Annotated in this window: 11 protein-coding genes and 1 tRNA gene; 7 read left to right on the top strand and 5 right to left on the bottom strand. The window is 46.6% G+C overall.

Annotated features, from left to right (window positions below):
* The first annotated feature begins 75 nt into the window (after window positions 1-75).
* From QUA47_RS21565 to dpdE, 4 genes are all read left to right on the top strand, one after another.
* Window positions 76-147: transfer RNA gene (locus QUA47_RS21565), tRNA-Gly, on the top strand.
* A gap of 54 nt (window positions 148-201) precedes the next feature.
* The gene (gene trhO, locus QUA47_RS21570) at window positions 202-1,149 is read left to right on the top strand and encodes an oxygen-dependent tRNA uridine(34) hydroxylase TrhO (RefSeq protein WP_333432260.1); all 948 of its coding nucleotides are present in this window, start codon (window positions 202-204) and stop codon (window positions 1,147-1,149) included.
* A gap of 258 nt (window positions 1,150-1,407) precedes the next feature.
* Complete coding sequence (locus QUA47_RS21575) at window positions 1,408-2,064, top strand: glutathione S-transferase (protein ID WP_333432261.1); 657 nt, start codon at window positions 1,408-1,410, stop codon at window positions 2,062-2,064.
* 197 nt (window positions 2,065-2,261) lie between these two features.
* Window positions 2,262-5,597 (top strand): protein DpdE, encoded by a 3,336-nt coding sequence (gene dpdE, locus QUA47_RS21580; RefSeq protein WP_333432262.1) that lies wholly within the window; start codon window positions 2,262-2,264, stop codon window positions 5,595-5,597.
* A 138-nt stretch (window positions 5,598-5,735) separates the two neighbouring features.
* Here the strand turns inward: dpdE and QUA47_RS21585 are convergent, their stop codons facing one another.
* The 5 genes from QUA47_RS21585 to gatB all read right to left on the bottom strand — a co-directional run bounded on the left by QUA47_RS21585 (window position 5,736) and on the right by gatB (window position 11,453).
* Entirely contained in the window at window positions 5,736-6,968 is a 1,233-nt protein-coding gene (locus QUA47_RS21585) for a pentapeptide repeat-containing protein (protein WP_333432263.1), read from the bottom strand.
* 107 nt (window positions 6,969-7,075) lie between these two features.
* Entirely contained in the window at window positions 7,076-7,714 is a 639-nt protein-coding gene (locus QUA47_RS21590; protein WP_333432264.1) for a Uma2 family endonuclease, read from the bottom strand.
* 80 nt (window positions 7,715-7,794) lie between these two features.
* Complete coding sequence (locus tag QUA47_RS21595; protein WP_333432265.1) at window positions 7,795-8,370, bottom strand: Uma2 family endonuclease; 576 nt, start codon at window positions 8,368-8,370, stop codon at window positions 7,795-7,797.
* Window positions 8,371-8,413: 43 nt separating this feature from the next.
* The gene (locus tag QUA47_RS21600; RefSeq protein ID WP_333432266.1) at window positions 8,414-9,580 is read right to left on the bottom strand and encodes a pentapeptide repeat-containing protein; all 1,167 of its coding nucleotides are present in this window, start codon (window positions 9,578-9,580) and stop codon (window positions 8,414-8,416) included.
* Between the two features lie 370 nt (window positions 9,581-9,950).
* Complete coding sequence (gatB, locus tag QUA47_RS21605) at window positions 9,951-11,453, bottom strand: Asp-tRNA(Asn)/Glu-tRNA(Gln) amidotransferase subunit GatB (RefSeq protein ID WP_333432267.1); 1,503 nt, start codon at window positions 11,451-11,453, stop codon at window positions 9,951-9,953.
* Window positions 11,454-11,639: 186 nt separating this feature from the next.
* Between gatB and QUA47_RS21610 the strand changes: the two genes are divergently transcribed.
* The 3 genes from QUA47_RS21610 (at window position 11,640) to QUA47_RS21620 (ending at window position 18,855) form a co-directional block, all read left to right on the top strand.
* Window positions 11,640-11,897, top strand: a complete 258-nt coding sequence (locus QUA47_RS21610) for a hypothetical protein (RefSeq protein WP_333216909.1) — start codon at window positions 11,640-11,642, stop codon at window positions 11,895-11,897.
* Between the two features lie 98 nt (window positions 11,898-11,995).
* Complete coding sequence (locus QUA47_RS21615) at window positions 11,996-15,271, top strand: PAS domain S-box protein (protein WP_333432268.1); 3,276 nt, start codon at window positions 11,996-11,998, stop codon at window positions 15,269-15,271.
* 374 nt (window positions 15,272-15,645) lie between these two features.
* Entirely contained in the window at window positions 15,646-18,855 is a 3,210-nt protein-coding gene (locus QUA47_RS21620) for an EAL domain-containing protein (protein WP_333432269.1), read from the top strand.
* Window positions 18,856-19,156 lie beyond the last annotated feature (301 nt).

Genomic DNA, 19,156 nt, shown 5'->3' on the forward strand with positions numbered 1-19,156 from the left:
AATGTTTTTCTAGTCGTTTTTTACCGCGCAGCCTCCAAGGTCAAAGAAGGTGAAAGCAGCTAAAAAACACTAAGCGCGGGCGTAATTCAGTGGTAGAATGTCAGCTTCCCATGCTGAACGTCGTGGGTTCGAGTCCCACCGTCCGCTTTGACTGAATTTTCATAGAATTATGAAAATTAATTAGTGCTATCAATTCAATCTATGGCTTATTTCTTAACCGCTGCTTTATATAAGTTCGTTGAACTACCTGATTTTGCCGACCTGAAAGCACCGCTACTCGATTGTTGCAACAACAACAACGTCAAAGGCACTATCTTGCTGGCCGAAGAAGGCATCAATGGCACGATTGCCGGCTCGTCCGAGGGCGTACACGCAGTGCTGGCATTCTTGCGTAGTGACCCGCGTTTTGCCGATCTCGTGCACAAGGAATCTTTCTCGGAAAAAGCACCTTTTTACCGCCTGAAAATACGCTTGAAGCGCGAAATAGTCACGATGGGAGTACCAGACATTAATCCCCGCCTCATGGCTGGCAAATATGTTAAGCCTGATGAGTGGAATAAGCTGCTGGACGATCCCGATGTTGTCGTGGTTGATGTGCGTAACGACTTCGAGGTATCTCTGGGTACTTTTGAAGGTGCTATTAATCCAAAAACAAAAAGCTTTTCTGAGTTACCTGAATGGGTGCGGCGGGAAACTGCTTTACGCAATAAACCCAAGGTGGCAATGTTTTGCACGGGTGGTATTCGCTGCGAGAAATCTACTGCTTTTTTGCGTACTCAAGGTTTTGAGGAAGTCTATCATCTCGAAGGCGGAATTTTAAAATATTTGGAAACGGTACCGGAAGCAGAAAGTCGTTGGGAAGGTGAATGTTTTGTCTTTGATGAACGGGTTTCTGTTGGTCAGGGGTTAAAGCCGGGAAACTATGAACTTTGTCGCGGTTGTCGTCACCCGATTAGTCAGGAAGATAAGGCTTCTGAATTATTTGTACTTGGTGTGAGTTGTCCTCATTGTCATGACTCCAAAACTGAAACCAAAAAACAAGCCTTATCTGAACGTCAACGTCAGATTGAGCTTGCTAAGCGTCGCAACCAAGTACATATAGGCGCGCGCTACGATGCGAAGGAAAAAGTAGATGGTGCGATCGACTAATCTTATTATTCACTAAGCTTAAAGAAACCCCGTTTCTACGAAAAATCTTGTTTAGCGACGAGAAATATACGAAGAAACGGGGTTTCTGACCCGAAAAGCCCGATCGTGCGATCGACTAATTATATCGTTTCCGGTTGCATCGGAATCATAAAATCGAGTCAACAGTTAACACTCTACTATTCAGTTTTTCGACCCGCCCGTCAACAGTCAACAGTCAACAGTCAACAATAATTCCGGTGCAACCGGAATTGAGATAATATGTCAGCAAAATACCCGATTTTGTATTCCTTTCGCCGCTGTCCCTATGCTATGCGCGCGCGCTTGGCCTTGATGGTTAGCAATCGGGTGTGTGAGTTGCGGGAAGTTGTTTTGCGAGACAAACCACAAGAGATGTTGGAGGTATCGGCCAAAGGTACAGTACCAATATTGATTGATGTTGACGGGCGGGTACTCGATCAAAGTATCGATATCATGTTGTGGGCATTGAGACAACACGATCCTGAAAAATGGTTGATGCCACAGCAAGGTTCGGTTACAGAAATGCTGGAACTAATCGCTCTATTTGATGATAGATTTAAATATCATCTTGACCGTTATAAGTACCCCGATCGTTATCCCGGTGTTGATGCCCAAGTACATCGTTATGAAGGTTCTTTATTCCTGGACAAACTCAATGCACAGTTAAGCGCCACTAAATATTTATTTGGTAATAATGTAGCATTGGCTGATATGGCGATCGCACCTTTTGTCCGTCAATTCGCTCATACCGATCTAAATTGGTTTAACGAACAGCCTTGGCCTCCGCTACAAGCTTGGTTAGCAGGCTTTACCGAGTCGGAAATTTATACCAGTGTTATGCAGAAATACCCGAAATGGGAATCCGGTAATCCAGGCGTTATTTTTCCTGCCTCGTAATTACTTATTCTTATTCGCTGCTAGCATATTTATTCAATTACCAAAATGTTATTTACCATGCTAAACTTATTGTTTTCAGAATACTAGATTGACTGTCACTTGACTAGAAAAGTGACGCAGGCAAAAATCGCATTTTGCTAAAATTTTTAACTGGAAAAGATTTACTGTATTCTAGTAAGTATTGTCAGGTTGTAATTATGATTGATGTTGGTTCGCTAGTTCGATCGCCCAGAAACGATTTGGGAGTCGGAAAAGTTGTCGAGGTATCGCGTACTGATGCTGTAGTTGAATATTTTTGCTCAGTAAAAAACCGCATCCGCAAAACTGTGCCTTTGGGTTTGCTGCAAGAAGCCAGACTTCAGCGCCAAACCCGCTGCTACCTCTGGAGTACCACTCAGGAAAGATGGATTATCGGTCGAGTTTATGACTGGGATGAAGATAAATTAGAGTACGAAATTGACCTGCCCGACAGCCAAAGTTTGCAAGCTGTTGAAACCGAACTTTACGTTCGCTGCAATATCCCGATCGCCGATCCGATCGACATTTTAGCAGTCAAAGGCCAAGAAACGCCGTATTTTCACGATCGCCGATTGGCATTCGTTCAATCTGCGATCGAACAGCGGGCCGTCAGCCGCGGCATGACGGGTTTAATTTCTGCTAACATAGACCTCTATCCGCATCAAGTTGAAGTCGTCCGGCGCGTCCTAGAAGACCCAATCGTGCGCTATTTATTGGCCGACGAACCAGGACTGGGAAAAACAGTAGAAGCTGGCACAGTTCTGCGCCAATTTCTGTTAGATGAACCTCAAGGACGCGCTGTGGTACTTGTTCCCAAATACCTGCTTGAACAGTGGCGGCAGGAGTTGGAAAATAAATTCTATTTGTCTCATTTTGCTGACCGAGTACAGCTTGTTGCTGTTAGCGAAATTAATCAAATTAGCCGCAACGCCAACCTAGATTTTCTGATTGTTGATGAAGCGCATGATGTGGCTGCAATGGCACATTCGAGCGATCGCGCTCAGCAGCAGTCCTTTGAACTCTGTCAGAAACTAGCTCACAAAAGCAAAAATGTATTGTTATTATCTGCAACGCCAGTTCTCGGCCGCGAGCAAGATTTTCTAACGATGCTGCACTTGCTAGATCCCACAACTTACCGTCTTGATGACCTGGAAAGCTTCAAAGAACAGGTGCAAAACCGTCAAGAAATCGGTCGCGCTTTGCTGGATTTCCGAGAAAATGCCAAGCCTGCTGTTTTGCAAACAAAACTCGCTCAACTTCGCACTATTTTTGCCAAAGATGATTATTTAATCGGATTAGCAACAGAGTTAGAAAGTTGTTTGAAAACTAAAGACACCGCAGAACAGGCTCGGCTTGTCCGAACTATTCGCACTCATGTTAGCGATACCTACCGCCTGCACCGCCGCATCCTTCGCAACCGCCGCGATGCCGTGGAAGATGTGATTTTCGATCGAGATGCTGTTCCTAAAACTGAGTACGATCTGAATGATGAACAGTGGTCGGAAATTCAAACCGTACTCGATAAATGGCGCACAGCCGCTCCTAAGTCGAGCGAATACCAGAAAATTTTTCTGCTATTTTTCCGCGCTTCTGGTACTTGGCTGAATGTTTTAGAACGGGTTGTCAAAGCTCGCTTGCAGAAAAAATCGACTCCTGAGCTCGATCGCGAATTTGGACAAAATGACACAGCAATTTTGACCAAAACTGCGCTGTTTCCCGAAGAAAGGGAAATGCTGGAAACCTTGCTCAACACCCTAGAAAAGCCCCAGGAAGGACTCGATCGACTGAGTTTGTTACGAATCGCGATTCTCCGATTTCTGGCAGTTGCTTTGAAGGTTCCGCGCGAGTATCACAGCAAACCTCGCGATTTGCTGTCGAGAATTCAACAGCAAATTAAACGGCCGATTCCAGGCGAGCGTTTCCCGAAAATTGTGATTTTTACCAGTTTTACGGCAACTTGTAAAGAGATTGCGGAAAATTTAGCGAAAATCTTTGGTAAAAATGCGATCGCCAGCCATGAAACGGGCAAATCTGCTGATGATGTTGAGGCTAGTCTCAAGCGATTTAAGACGGAGCCGCATTGTTTTATCTTAGTGTGCGATCGATCGGCGGAAGTAGGGGTAAATCTACAAGTGACAGATTGGTTAGTTCACTTCGATTTGCCGTGGTTTCCCAACCAGTTAGAACAAAGACTCGGCAGAGTCGATCGCATTGGCAGCAAAATGGGAGTGCAATTTTGTTTGTTTGCAGGCCCGGATTTGCCGGAGACTCCCCACGAAGCTTGGTTTCAAGTTTTAAAAGATGGGTTTGATATCTTCGACAAATCTATTGCCACCCTTCAGTTTTATGCTGAGGAAAAACTTCTCAAACTTGAAGAAAAGTTGTTTGCTGAGGGAGGCAAGGGCTTATCCAGCGAAATTGCAGCGATTAAAACTGAAATCGAACAAGAGAAAATCAAAATAGACGAACAGTACGTTCTCGATGAAATTGATACTCTTGATGACAGCGCATCTCAGTATTTTGAATCTCTCGACAACTGCGATGCTAAGCATAAGGAAATGCAGCGGGCTACTGAAGGTTGGCTGTGTCAAGCTCTTCACTTCAAACAAATCGAACATCCGAGTGTATCGGGGTTGCTGCGCTATCAACCTACTCAAAAAACGTTGATTCCGTCCAACGATTTGAGAACCCGATTGATTCCTTATTGCCAGCAATATGGCAGTTACAATCGCCGGATTGCTTATCAGAATGCGGATGTCGCTCTTTACCGAATTGGTGAGGGATTGATCGATGCACTTGGCTCTTATATTCGCTGGGACGATCGGGGTCAAGCTTTTGCCATGTGGCGGCATGATGAAAGTTGGGATGCGGAGCCCGGGAAGGAGTGGTTCGGCTTTCAGTTTAATTATTCAATCCAGACTGATGTGCAGCCGGCCGAGCAAGTTTTGCAAGCACAAAACATCGAAAATTACAACTTGAAAGCTTTGCAGCGCCGCGCTGATGCTCTGTTTCTCCCAACTTTTGAAACTGTGTTTGTAGATGCTCGCAGCGAAGAAATGTCTCTGGTGGAGGATGCGGAACTTCTGGCGATTTTGCAGCGGGCTTATAAGGGGAAAGGCGGGCCGAATCGGGATTACAATTTGTCTAAAAATCGCACATCGCTGATTGACAGTTTTGTCGATCCGCTAGAATGGGATGATTTTTGTCAAAAGGGGCGGGTGGTATCGGAGGAATTGCTGCGCGGGCGATCGGCTTTTGTGGAAATGTGCGATCGATCTGCTGTCACTGCTGCAATCCAACTCGAAAACCGGGTGAATCAATTGCAATTGCGCTTGAACCGACTTTCTAAATCCGAACAACTTTTAGAATCGGTTTTGGCTGATGAAATCACTACAGAAAGTTTGTTGAGTCAAGCGGTTTTAGCTGGTATTCGCCGCCCAAACCTGACTCTCGAATCTGTTGGATTTATTGTGATTTCTGGGCGTGCTCCTGTAAAGTCGGAGGATGAAGGATAATTTGTTTGGGAGGGCGATCGCTCTTTTTGAGGGCGATTCCCTTGGGGATAGCTTCCCTTCACGCTCTTTTTGAACCGCAGATGCAGGCGGATAAACGAGGATGGATGCAGAGGGATGAAAGGGATTCGCACTTACCGACTAAACCTCTTCAAAAATCGCGCCTCGCTGCTGTAGATTCACCTGCATGTCCTCATCCATTCCTGAATTGTTCCCGAATCTGGCTGACTCGACATTCGCACCGCTAAAATTAGTATTTGTTAAATTCACTTCCAGCAGATTTGCGCCGCTCAAATTGGCACCGCTGAGGTTAGCTAAAGCTAGACTTGCTTTGTGCAAATCTGCACCGCTTAAATCAGCATTTCCTAAGAAAGCGCCACTCAAATCTGCACCGCCGAATTTGGCATTTTGCAGGCTGGCGTCGCTGAAATCGGCATCGTTTAAGGTTGCACCCCGGAAATTTACCCGATCGAGATTTGCGCTGCTAAAATCCACTGCACTTAAAGTCGTTCCGCGCAAGGTGCTACCCGCGAAATCTAGTGCTGGATTGAGATTGGCGATTTTTGCCAACTCCACAAAGTTGTCGGTTTCAGCGGAAATAATGCGATCGACTATTTCCTGCAATTCCGATTCAGCTTCCGGGGCAATTTCCACTTCGCGCGGTTCAACCGGAGGTAAATTGTAGGACAATAGCGCCCAACTGAGGGCAGGTTGGAGTTTATTTGCGTGCAGGTATATAGTCAGGATTCTTTCTAAAACCGAATGTTGATTTGGCGTGATATCGTGCGGCCACAAACCCTCCGCATCTGTGAGATTAATATCTTCTTTAGCAACTTCAAAAGCCGCTGCCATCCGAAATTCTTTGCCAGCTAATTCTCCCAGCTTAGCACTTTTTAGCAAACCTTTTAATACGGATTTGCGCTGTTCAACTGCAAAAACCCAAGCTGGCGTTGTATCATTCCTTATTGTGGAAACGTGACACCGTATGCTCTCTGTTTCCTTGATTTTTTCCGCATTTTCGCCGCCCTGAACTCCGCGCTGACTTTCGCTCACTAAAATTTTTGCACTGTTTTGAATGGGCAGAGTTTCTTCTATGGGCAAAAGCTGGAAAGAACCGACTAACTGACGCGATGCTACGGGTATTTCGCAGTTTTCTAGATAGAGTTTGAGCGTCCCGCCTTGCAGACCAAATTTGACGCGACCGCCGAGCAGCGGTTCCCAATGCTCGTTAAAATTCAGACTCAAGTGAATGTCGAGCTGCTGGGTTTGGGGTGCAACCGATGGAACTGGAATTGCTTCTAATTGCATCCACAAGCAATCTGGGTATTTGTTGTGAGACTCTAGCGATCGCATATCGGGTAGAATTGCTGGCACTACCAGCCTGTAATTGATATTTAAATTAGTTTATCATCTCTATTTTATCACACTACACCTTTTTTTTGTGGACAAAATTGTAAATTTTGTTTAATTTGATCCGCAACTCATTGGTTTTGCTGAATTTGGCTTTTTACCCAATTCCGAAATGCTTTCACTAATTCCAAATAGTCCATTGTTTCTGCTTGTTCCAAAAATCTAACAATCTCTAATATCGGTAAGCTGGGAAATGCTAAACTGATCTCGCCCTCAACGTATTCTCCATTTTCAAATCTGTTGATTCTGAGCCGCGATCCATTATAAATCCAAACTTCCGGCACTCCCATATCCGCATAAACCTGCAAGCTATTTTCCGAACGGCTGGTAATATCAATTTCCACTACTAAATCCGGCGGCGGATCTTGATTCAGGTAGATTCTTTTTTTGCCTTTAACTGCACTAAGATTCTGGATGTAAAAACATTCATCTGGTTCTGCACCGCTCAGTTCAGGACGTTTGAATGTGGTAGAACCAAGAGGCTCAATTTTCACCTCTAATTCTTCCGCTAGAGTCTCGACAAATCGACCCATTACTTTTTTGAAACGTTCGTGTTGTGGAGAAGGTACCCTAATTTCAAGATTGCCGCGATTATATGTCAGTCGAATTTGACTATCGCCGATTTCGGCAAGCAAAGTTTCGTAGGTTTGCCAACTGATACCCGATAGCTCGACAATTTGTTCGGGTGGAGCGAGAGTTTGAGCGGTCATAGTGCTACTTTGGTGAAGAGTTCGTAGGCGCAAGCCGGGGCGTAGCCATCGCACTTTTGTATTATATCATCGAAGGAAGCCTAGGCGGGAAATACCAAAGACAAATCCAGACACAATTCGGAAAAACCCGGAATTACCACCGTCTGATTTGGCAAAACAACTCGTTGCAATTGATAACTATAACTCCCGTTTTGTTTCTGATAAGGTTCGCTGTGCATTTCCAGTTGATTATCAACCAAATTAAATATCCAATAATTAGAAATCCCAGTCTCAGCATAGAGAGACAACTTGGTTGTGCGATCGTACTTCAACGTAGAATCCGAAACCTCAATTACCAACAAAATATCAGCAGGCTGCGGGTGAGAAGAGAAATAACGATCGGCTCGATTGCGGGCAATCACAACATCAGGCTCTGGTTCGCTATCATCAGACAAAATAATTGGCTCTTGCGCGCGCACAAGAGCGCGTCTTGCCAGTAAAATGATTAACTCCTGAACTAAAAGACTGTTACAAGAAGAGTGCAGCCTACCTTTAGCAGCCATAATGATAATTTCTCCGCGAATCAATTCAACTCGCTCATCGGGGGCGAAAAATCCGAGTTCTCCCAAACGGTGATATTCGGCGATCGAGAATCGTTTTGCAGTTACGGCAGTCATAGCTTTTCTTACCCTGTACAATTACGAACCTTTCCAATTAATTCTACTCAAAAATCCCGCCCCGTGCCGTCAATTCAACCTTCAGGGTATCCGAAATTCCCAGACAACAAAAAAACTTTGCATTTTCCACCACCGTATTTGTCAAATCAGCGCGGCTCAAATCAGCACCGTTTAAATTCGCACCGCTCAAATTAACACCACTTAAATCAGCATTCTTCAAATCAGTATTTGTCAAATTTGCATTTACTAAAATCGCATTCGGTAAATAAGCACTGCTCAAATTGGCGTTGGTTAAATTGGCACCGCTCAAATTCGCCCGGGGCAGCTTTGTCCGCAAATCAGCACCGCTCAAATTGGCGCTGCTGAGTTCAGCATCCCGCAAATTAGCATTGCACAAGTTAGCATCAATTAAAATAGCAGCGCTCAGCAAAGCACCGCTGAGATCGGCCAAAGTCAAATCTGCGCCTCGGAGGTTGGTTTCGCGCAAATCCGCACCGTTAAAATCAGCGTAGTGCAAGTCAAAACCGCTTAAATTAGCCCCAGCAAAATCCTCAACCGGATTCAAACCAACTGTTTCTAGAAGTTGTACAAAACTCTTATTTTTATCAGTTAAAAACAGTTGCCGGACGATCGCCAATTGCTGCTGTCGGTACTGGTTAGCCTTCTCGTAATCTGCTAAATACTTGTAAGCAAGCTTCAAATTCTTGAGAGCATTGCGCTCAATGCGATCGTCCTTGCTGGCGCGCGCGATCGACAACTGCTCGTGATAGCATTCGATCGCACCAGGCAAATCTCCCTTAGCATCGTAAGCTAGTGCCAAATTGCCCAAAGTTTCCAACTCAGAGCGCCCGTCGCCAGTGTCCCGCGCGATCGCCAAACGCTGTTGCTGGTAATCAATAGCACCAGAAAAATTCTCCAGAGCACAACAAGCATTGCCCAGATTTCCCAAAGCATTAGCCTCGCCCCGACGATCGCCAATTTCCCGCGCTAACACCAAATGCTGCTGGTAGCACTCGATCGCCTGAGCATAATTTCCCAGCGCTTCGTAAGCTACGCCCATATTACCCAGCGCCGCACCCGATCGCCGCTTATCGTCCATTGAGCGATACAGCGCCAGCGCTTCCTGCCAAGAACCCAGCGCCGCCTCAAATTGACGCGCCTGATATTGCGAAATCCCCTGCTTGATTAGCTCGCTAGCTTGTTCGCTCATACTGTCAAAATTAGTTAATAACTAAAGTTGATATTAATCGACTCAAAGCGGTAATTGCTAATCGGTAATCAGTAATCGGGGATCGGTATCGTTAATCCCCCTCTCCCCCATCCGTATTTTCACGTCCGTGGAAAAAAAAGACAAAAAAAGAGAGAGCTACCTAAGTAACTCTCTCTGCCATCAGGGTGCATCTACATAACACAATATAACACGAGAGGGATGAGGGGTGTCACCCCCAAACGTGAAGATGTTGTAAAGAAATGTATCTTAATTATAAAGTTACGAGCCAGCAAGAAGGGCGAGAGCGCGGCGAGATCGGGAAAAACCGATCGCCCGCCGCTGTATCTGCTACACGACCCCCTTAATTTGCTTAGCTTGCGCCGTTAAGCTTCGCCGCCAGCAGCTCATTGGTCAGTTTGGGATCGGCCCGGCCGCCCGTTTCCTTCATCACCTTGCCGACAAAAAAGCCCAGCAGCTTAGTTTTACCGGCTCGGTACTGTTCGAGTTCCTTGGGATTGGCTGCCAACACCGCATCGATCGCTCGATCGATCGCCCCAGTATCGGAAATTTGAATCAAACCCTTGCTCTCAACGAACTTCTGAGGCGAACCACCGTTTGCCAGCAATTCCGGCAAAATATCCTTAGCGATTTTGCCACTGATCGTACCGGCATCAATTAGCCCCAGCAGTTCGGCTAAATCCTGCGGTTGGAAAGGAATTTCTGCGATCGCCAGTTTTTCATTTTTCAGATAAGCAGTAATATCGCCCATCACCCAATTCGCAGCTTGTTTAGCCACAGCACCAGCGGCGATCGATTTTTCAAAATACTCCGCCACCGCTTTGTCGTCAGTCAGCACCCGCGCGTCGTAGGGAGAAAGACCGATCTCAGTTTCGTAGCGATTGCGCTTTTGGGCCGGCAATTCCGGCAGTTGAGCTTTCCAATCCTGCAATTGCTCGGCCGAAACTTTGATCGGAGGCAAATCCGGTTCCGGGAAATACCGGTAATCGCTTGCGCCTTCCTTAACCCGCATACTGAAAGTACACTGCTTGTTTTCATCCCAAAGCCGCGTTTCTTGGACGATGGTTTCGCCATTTTCCACCGCTTGAATTTGCCGCTCGATCTCGTAATCGATCGCCCGTTCGATCGCATTAAAAGAGTTCATATTTTTAATTTCCACCTTCGTGCCGAACTCTTTTCTGCCCACGGGGCGCACGGAAATATTCACGTCGCACCGGAGCGAACCTTCCTGCATATTCCCGTCGCCAACACCGATGTAGCGCACGATCCGGCGCAATTCTTGACCGTATTCGGCAGCTTCCGCGCCCGATCGCAAATCCGGTTCCGAAACAATTTCGATTAGAGGCACACCGGCACGGTTGTAATCCACCATTGAATAAGTTGAACCGCTCAACCGATCGCTGCCGCCGTGAACCAATTTTCCGGCATCTTCCTCCATGTGCAAGCGAGTGATCCCGATTTTTTTTCTAGTAGAATTTCCCGTCTCATCCACCAGTTCAATTTCTAACCAACCGTTAGTAGCGATCGGCAAATCGAACTGAGAAATTTGATAATTTTTCGGCAAATCGGGATAGAAATATTGCTTGCGGTCAAACTTACTGTAAGGTGCGATTTCGCAGTTGAGAGCCAGCCCTGCTTTCACCGCATACTCCAGCACTTTTTGATTTAATACTGGCAACACTCCAGGCATTCCCATACAAATTGGGTCAATGTTAGTATTTGGAGTATTGCCAAATTCTGTAGAAGAACTGGAGAAAATTTTAGTATTCGTACTCAATTGACAATGAGTTTCGAGACCGATAATGGCTTCGTACTGAGTTTGGTTTTTTATCGAAGAGGGTGCAGCAGCAGTCATAAGCAATTTTAAAGACTGAATAACTTTAGATTTTATTTTAGCTTTTTATTGACCAAAGTGAGTGGAGATTATTTGTAGGTAGGGGGGGTTTCATTGGTGTCAACAAGCGCGTCACACCCTTTGTTCGGCAGGTTTAAACCCCTGCCGGACTTTGAGAAAGCGTGTTTAGTTGAGACACATGGGGCTGTGCACAGGCAACGCCCTGCTACAGATGGGCGATCGACCCAAGCCCCCAGCCACGCCGATCTCCTTTCGATCGCCCCCAAACAACAACTCTGTGCAAAAATATACTTAGCGCCTGCTCCTGCCCGTACCCTTCCCTTACCCAGGAGAGTTTTAGATCGATCCACCACAATTGCCGATCGATCTGCACCCCAAATCCTTTTACTTGCAGTCTTTAATAACGCCGCCCGCCTCCAACGATCGGCTCCACGCACAGACTAAAAACTAAAAATGTATAATTTAACAGGAAATTACATATTTTTAATTTTTAAGCTTTAATTTTGAATTCTAAAAGTAACACTGGCCTAAGTGTCAAAACTATGCGTAAATTTCCAGTTGAAAGTGCCACACTGTTTCAGAACAGCTTCACTGAGCTAGAGAAGGCGGAATCAGCCCTCGAACTTGCTTGGAACGAACTCGAAAAACAAACAGCAGAAACCATTGATCACATTGCCAAAGCCGGCTCAGCAAACACACAGGAAATTAGCGAGATCTTTGCCGGGGCGAAGCAACTCCGGCAGCAACTTCAAACTCAAATAAAAAAAGCCAACTCGCAGCGGGAATTTCATCTAGAAAACTCGCCAATGGCAGTTATAGAGTGGGACAGGGAATTGCGGGTAGTGCGGTGGTCGCCAATGGCAGAACAACTATTTGGCTGGAGTGCAGCAGAAGCAATTGGCAAATACTGGCACGAATGGTCAATAGTTTATCAAGAAGACTTTGAAAAAGTGTGCGCCGTCAAAAATCAACTGTTAGACAGCAGAGAAACCCGCAACGTTTGCCGCAACCGCAACTATACCAAAGATGGCTCGATAATTTACTGCGAATGGTACAATTCTGCACTCATTGATGAATCGGGAACAGTAGTTTCAATTCTATCTCTTGGTAGAGACATAACCGATTGCCACCGCACTCAAGAAGAACTGCACCGGCGCGAACAAGCTTTCAGCACCCTAGCGGAAAATGCGACCGATATCATCGCCAGGTTCGATCGAGAATTCCGCCACCTTTACATCAACCACGCAGTAGAATCAGCAACGGGAAAACCCCCCGCAGAATTGATGGGCAAGAGCAACAGAGAATCAGGAATGCCACCACACTTGTGCGACCTGTGGGACGAGACTTTTCTAAAAGTTTTTGACACCGGCAAACAAGAAACCATAGAATTTGAGTTTCCCACTCCCGAGGGCATAAAACATTACCACTGTCGAGTCATTCCCGAGTTTGCTGAAGACAATTCAGTAGAAACAGTGTTATCCATCGCCCGCGACATTACAGAGCTTAAACAAGTCGAAGCTCAGTTGCGACAAAGCGAATCCAAATTTAAAGCCATAGTTGATTCTAACATGATCGGCATAATTTTTTGGGATCTTAACGGCAGCATTACAGATGCCAACGCCGCTTTTTTAAACACGGTAAATTATACGCGGGACGAGCTGCTTGCCGGAAGAGTTAACTGGCAAGAAATGACACCGCCAGAATATGTGCGTTTAGATACAGAAAAAGTTGCCGAACTGAAGGCTAGAAATACGGTGGTTCCCTTTGAAAAAGAATTTATACGCTCCGATGGTAGCCGCGTTCCGGTGCTGCTGGGCAGCACATTTTTAGAAGGAACGCAGCAGTTAGGCGTCAGTTTTGTGCTGGACTTAAGCGAGGGCAAACAGGCAGAATCAGAACTGCAAAAACATCAGCAACTTTTAGAGAGCATTGTTACAACTATCCCCAACTTTCTTTACATTTACGATGCAGTAGAAAACAAAAATATTTATGCAAATGAATCTGTCACAGCCATACTCGGCTACACTGCCAAAGAATGGCAAGATTTTGGTACAGAGGCTGTCGCTAACTTAGTTCATCCCGAGGATCTGTTAAAGCTAATTACAGGTATGGAGCGACTAAAACACAGCAGCAATCTCTATGAAACGGATGACAGAGACTACAGAATTAAACACAAAAATGGGGAATGGCGCTGGGTGCACGATCGCTCTACAATCTTCAAAAGAACCCCAGACGGAAAAATGAGGCAAATTATCGGTTCGGTACTCGACATCAGCGATCGCAAACAAGCCGAAGAATCATTAAAACAGCAAAAAGAACTGCTGCAAACTATCTTCGACAACGTGCCGATTATGCTCGCATTCTTAGACAAAAACGGTCAAATAAACTGGGTAAACCGCCACTGGGAACAAGTGCTCGGCTGGAGTTTGGCAGAAATCAAAAACCGCGATATCTTGGCCGAAGTTTATCCGCAGCCAGAATACCGTCAATACGTTTTGGATGAAATCCAAGCAGCAAATCAGAAGTGGAGCGACTTCAAAACAAAAGTTAGAGACGGGCGAATTATCGACACTTCTTGGGCAAATGTTCACCTTTCCGACGGCAGTTGTATCGGAATAGGTCAAGATATCACCGAACGCAAACGAGTAGAATTTGAACTCAAAGAACTCAACGAAACTTTAGAAGCTCAAGTCGCTCAGCGTACCGCAGAATTAGAAACTTTTTTTGATGCCTTGCCCGATCGCATTTTTGTGGTCGAACGCAAAAATATGCGCCTGGCTTTTGTCAATCAATCTGTTGCCAAAACTGCTGGCTTAAATAGCAGAAAAGAGATGCAGGGGAAAACTCTTTTTGAATGTTTTTCCCCAGAAATAGCCGAACAATTTTGTAGGAAAAATTTGCAGGTATTTGAAACAGGCGAAACTATGCACTTGCAGGACAAATTTGTGATAGCTGGCGCCACTACTTACTACGATACTTTTAAAATTCCCCTCAGAAATCTCGACGGTGAGGTTTATGCTTTAATTGGCACTGCTCGCGATATCACTGAGTTGGTAGAGACAAAACAAGCTTTGTCAGAACGCACAGAGCAATTAGAAGCTGCAAATCAAGAGTTAGAATCTTTTTCTTACTCTGTTTCCCACGACTTGCGCGCACCTTTGCGACACATTTCAGGTTTTGTAGAAGCGTTGAAGCAGCGGCTAGAATCAACTGAGGCTTTGAGCGATCGCAAAATAGTTCACTATATGGAAATAATTGAAGACAGCAGCGAAAAAATGAGCCTGTTGATTGACGGTTTGCTGGCCCTGTCGCGGGTGAGTCGCACCGAGTTGAGGCAAATTCCGATCGATCTGAGCCGTTTGGTACAAAATGCGATTAAATTGACTAAACCCCCAACCGTCGCAGACCCGACCCAAACTCTCCACAGCGTTGAATTTGCAGTCGGAAATTTACCGACGGTAATGGGAGATCCAACCTTGCTGCAACAGGTGTTCAGCAACTTGATTAGCAACGCCGTCAAGTTCAGCCGCGGGCGCACTCCGGCTACAATAGTTATTGAGGGTTTACCTGATGGGACGATTTTTGTCAAGGATAACGGGGTGGGTTTTCCGATGGAATATGCCGATCGCCTGTTTGGAGCCTTTCAGAGGCTGCACTCCCAGAGAGAATTTGAAGGGACGGGCATCGGTTTGGCGATCGTCCAGCGGATTATTCACCGCCACGGCGGCACGGTTTGGGCCGAAAGCCTACCTAGTCAAGGAGCCACGTTTTACTTTAAACTAGGGCAAACAATCTCAAACGGTAATATAGATTCGTAAGTTAAGTGTATAAGAGTTTTAAATTCAGAATTTAAAACTCTTATACACTTAAATAAGTCACAATCGGTGAGATCATCCGAATTTTGGTGTGACAGGAGTGTTCACTGTTAGAGATGGAAGCGAAAGATATAGGCTTGGCTGTGAAAGATGCTCGTACTCCTAAAAAACCCTCTTTTAAAAATTGGGACGATCCCCAATCGGTTCGGTCAGCCCTCGACTGCAGGTGCTAAATAAAGGTCTTGCGAATAGAGTATATAATTTATTTTGCTAATAATAACTAAAAATAATATCCCGATAAAATTAACCACAAAACTCCGTCTAAAAAATTACTAGCAAAAACACGAATAACCACTTGAAAACCTCCCCAATTCCTTATGTTAGATATAAATCAGACCAACTATCTACTAAAAATGGTAGCGGAATCAACATTAAAATTGTTGATTATCGAAGACATGGCAGAAGATATGGAATTAATAGTGCTCGCCTTAGAAGCGGGGGGGGTAAATTTTAATTGCGACACGGCAGAAACAGCAACAGAGTGCAGAAAACTGCTCGAGAATTGCCAGTACGATGCTGTACTCTCAGATTACCGCCTCCCCGGCTTCAACGGTTTAGAAGTATTGAAATTAATGCAGGAATTAGGGCAAGACATACCCTTGATTTTAGTAACGGGAAGTTTGGGAGAAGAAGCGGCAGTTGAGTGCATCAAAGCCGGAATGACCGATTACGTATTAAAAGGGCGCCTGTTTAGGTTGCCAACAGTTTTAGAACGATCGCTCCAAGAATACAAAATGCGGCGCCAGCAACAAGAAGCGATCGCCCAAATTCAGCGGCAAGCTCAGCGAGAAGCGATCGCCAACCGCATCCTCCAAGCCATGCGCTTCACCCTTGTACTCGACGAAGTGCTGCAAACCACCGCAGATCAACTGCACGAAGCTTTAGACATCAGCGCCTGCGCCATCTTGCAGCCAGATGCTGAAGGCGGCATCAGAATTCGCTACATCAGCAAAGGAGCCGACAGAGAACGGTTTGTCGGGCTAAATTGCAAAGTGGCCGAACACTTCCGCTCCGGGCTAGCGGCCGGGGAAACCCTGATCATCGACGAGTTATCGACACTTTGCCCGTCCCTGCAAGAATCAGCAGAGTTGGTAGGGTTTCGCGGCGTCGCGATCGCGCCGCTGCTCTACCAGCGGTCATTTTTGGGAGGAATTAGCCTCTATCAGTGCGATCGGGCGCGCTCTTGGAGCGTCGAAGAACTGTCGCTACTCAAAGCCATAGCCGATCAGTGCGCGATCGCGATCCACCAAGCCGAACTTTACCAACAAGCCCAAACCGAACTTGCAGAACGCAAGCGCGCCGAAGCAGCAGTCTGCGGCATCCAGCAGCAGCTAGCCACAATGGCAGCCAACATTCCCGGCTCAGTCTACCGCACCGTGCTGCATCCAGACGGCACAATTTCCATGCCCTACATCAGTCCGGGCGTGCGCGAAGTTACTGGGTTCGGGGCCGAAGAAGTGATTTCGCACCCGGAACTCTTGACCGAAATCATCCATCCAGACGACAAAAGCTCGTTTGACAGCCGCGTAGCAGCATCAAGAGCGACTCTTTTGCCGTGCGATCGGCAGTACCGCATCGTTCTGAGCTCTGGGGAGGTCAAGTGGGTGCAAGACAGCGCTAAATTTTCCAAAAACGAAAACGGCGACGTAATTATAGACGGAGTAGCCCTCGACATCAGCGATCGCAAACAAGCAGAATCAGCCCTGCGCCAAAGCGAACAGCGATTTCGCTCGCTGATTGAAAACGCCACAGACATCACGATCATTCTCGACGCCGAAGGAATCTTCCGCTACATCAGCCCTTCCGTCAAGCGAATTTTAGGATACGCGCCCCACCATGCGATCGGCCGCAGCGCCTTAGAAATAGTTCACCCCGACGACTGCGCCACGATCGCCGAAACCCTCCACAAAGCCATTGAAAACCCCAAAAGAAGCCTGTGCCCAGTTGAGTACCGAGTCCGCCACCGCAACGGTTCCTGGTGTTATGTAGAAGCTGTAGCCACCAACTTGCTTTACGATCCCGCAGTCGAGGGAATCGTGATTAACTGTCACGATATCACTCAGCGCAAACTCGCCGAAGAACAACTGCTGCACGATGCTTTTCACGACGCCCTCACCGGATTGCCTAACCGATCGCTATTTACCGATCGGCTCGAACACGCTCTGAGGCTGGCAAAACGGCGCAAAGACTACTTGTTTGCCGTGCTGTTTCTCGATTTAGATAGATTTAAAGTAGTCAACGATTCCCTCGGCCACGCCATCGGCGATCAACTGCTAGTAGCGATCGCGCGGCGTCTGGAAGCTTGTCTCAGACCCGGAGATACAGTGGCCCGCCTCGGAGGAGACGAGTTCGTGCTGTTGCTCGAAGACATCGAGGGCATCAATGAAGCTACCACCATTGTCAACCGCCTGCAAAAGAAAATCACCTCCCCTCTGCTTCTAGACGGACACGAAGTATTTATCACCGCCAGCATCGGCATAGCTTTGAGTTCTGGCGAATACGTGGAACCGACAACCCTGTTGCGCGACGCTGACACAGCAATGTACCGCGCCAAAGAACTCGGCAGATCCCGACACGAAGTTTTCAACAGTTCCATGCACGCCCACGCTTTGCGGCTGTTGCAGCTAGAAAACGACCTGCGGCGGGCGATCGAATCCATTAGAGAGCCGGCCAGAGAAGAAGACTTTCCCCCATCCCCCGAATCAGCCTTACCTCCCTTATCCGCAGCGCCCCAGTTTATTATTCACTACCAGCCGATCGTGTCGATCGCCACTAACACAATTACCAGTTTTGAGGCCCTAGTGCGCTGGCAGCATCCAGAACGCGGCTTAGTTTCCCCCGGCGAATTCATCACCATCGCCGAAGAAACCGGCTTGATCGTACCCCTGGGCCGCTGGGTACTCCGCACAGCTTGCCACCAAATCCGCCAGTGGCAGCAGCTATTTCCCAGCCACCCCCCCTTAAGCGTTAGCGTCAACATTTCGGTCAAACAGTTTTCTCAACCAAATTTAATCGAATACATCGACCAAGTTCTCGCAGAAACTCACCTCGACGGCAGCAGTTTAAAACTAGAAATTACCGAAAGCGTACTCATAGAAAATTCCGAATCAGTAACAGCAATGCTGGTGCAGCTCAGAACCCGAAACATACACTTGTGCATTGACGACTTCGGCACCGGCTATTCCTCGCTCTCCTACCTGCACCGCTTCCCCACCAATACCTTAAAAATAGACCGCTCTTTTGTTAGCAGGATGGGAGGTGAGTTCGATTTCAGTAAAGGAGGCATTGACCCCACAGAAATTGTGCGGTCGATCGTTACTTTGTCCCACAATTTAGGCATGGATGTAGTAGCCGAAGGAGTCGAAGAAGCCTCGCAACTATCTATACTAAAAGGGTTAAAATGTGAGTACGCCCAGGGATTCTTTTTCTCCAAGCCAGTAGACTCTCAAACAGCAGCAGCCCTCATCCGACAGCAAGCAGAAAATCAGAATTTGCTGACATTTAGTTTGTTAGAGAAAGGCCATTAAAAAAACACGGCATTTTGTGAGTCCCGTTTCAGCATAAAATCTTAAAATATTTTAAAGCTGTGCCTAACTGGCGTCAGTTAATAACTACGGCATCCAAATCACTGTCAACGACCCAGGTCTCAAGACACGCTTGCTTCGGGCCTAAGACTTAAACCATAGTTGACCAGAGGCGTACCTGCGTACTACGTTAACGGTAAGAGTTAAAAACCTACCAGGGAATGCTCTCGCTGTGCGATTCGTTTAACCGAAAATAAGCTGAAAAGCTTATGGGATGGTTAGTCTAGCTGATCAAGCAGTTAGT

The sequence above is a fragment of the Microcoleus sp. MON2_D5 genome (genome assembly GCF_036701905.1).
Taxonomy (GTDB): Bacteria; Cyanobacteriota; Cyanobacteriia; order Cyanobacteriales; family Microcoleaceae; genus Microcoleus.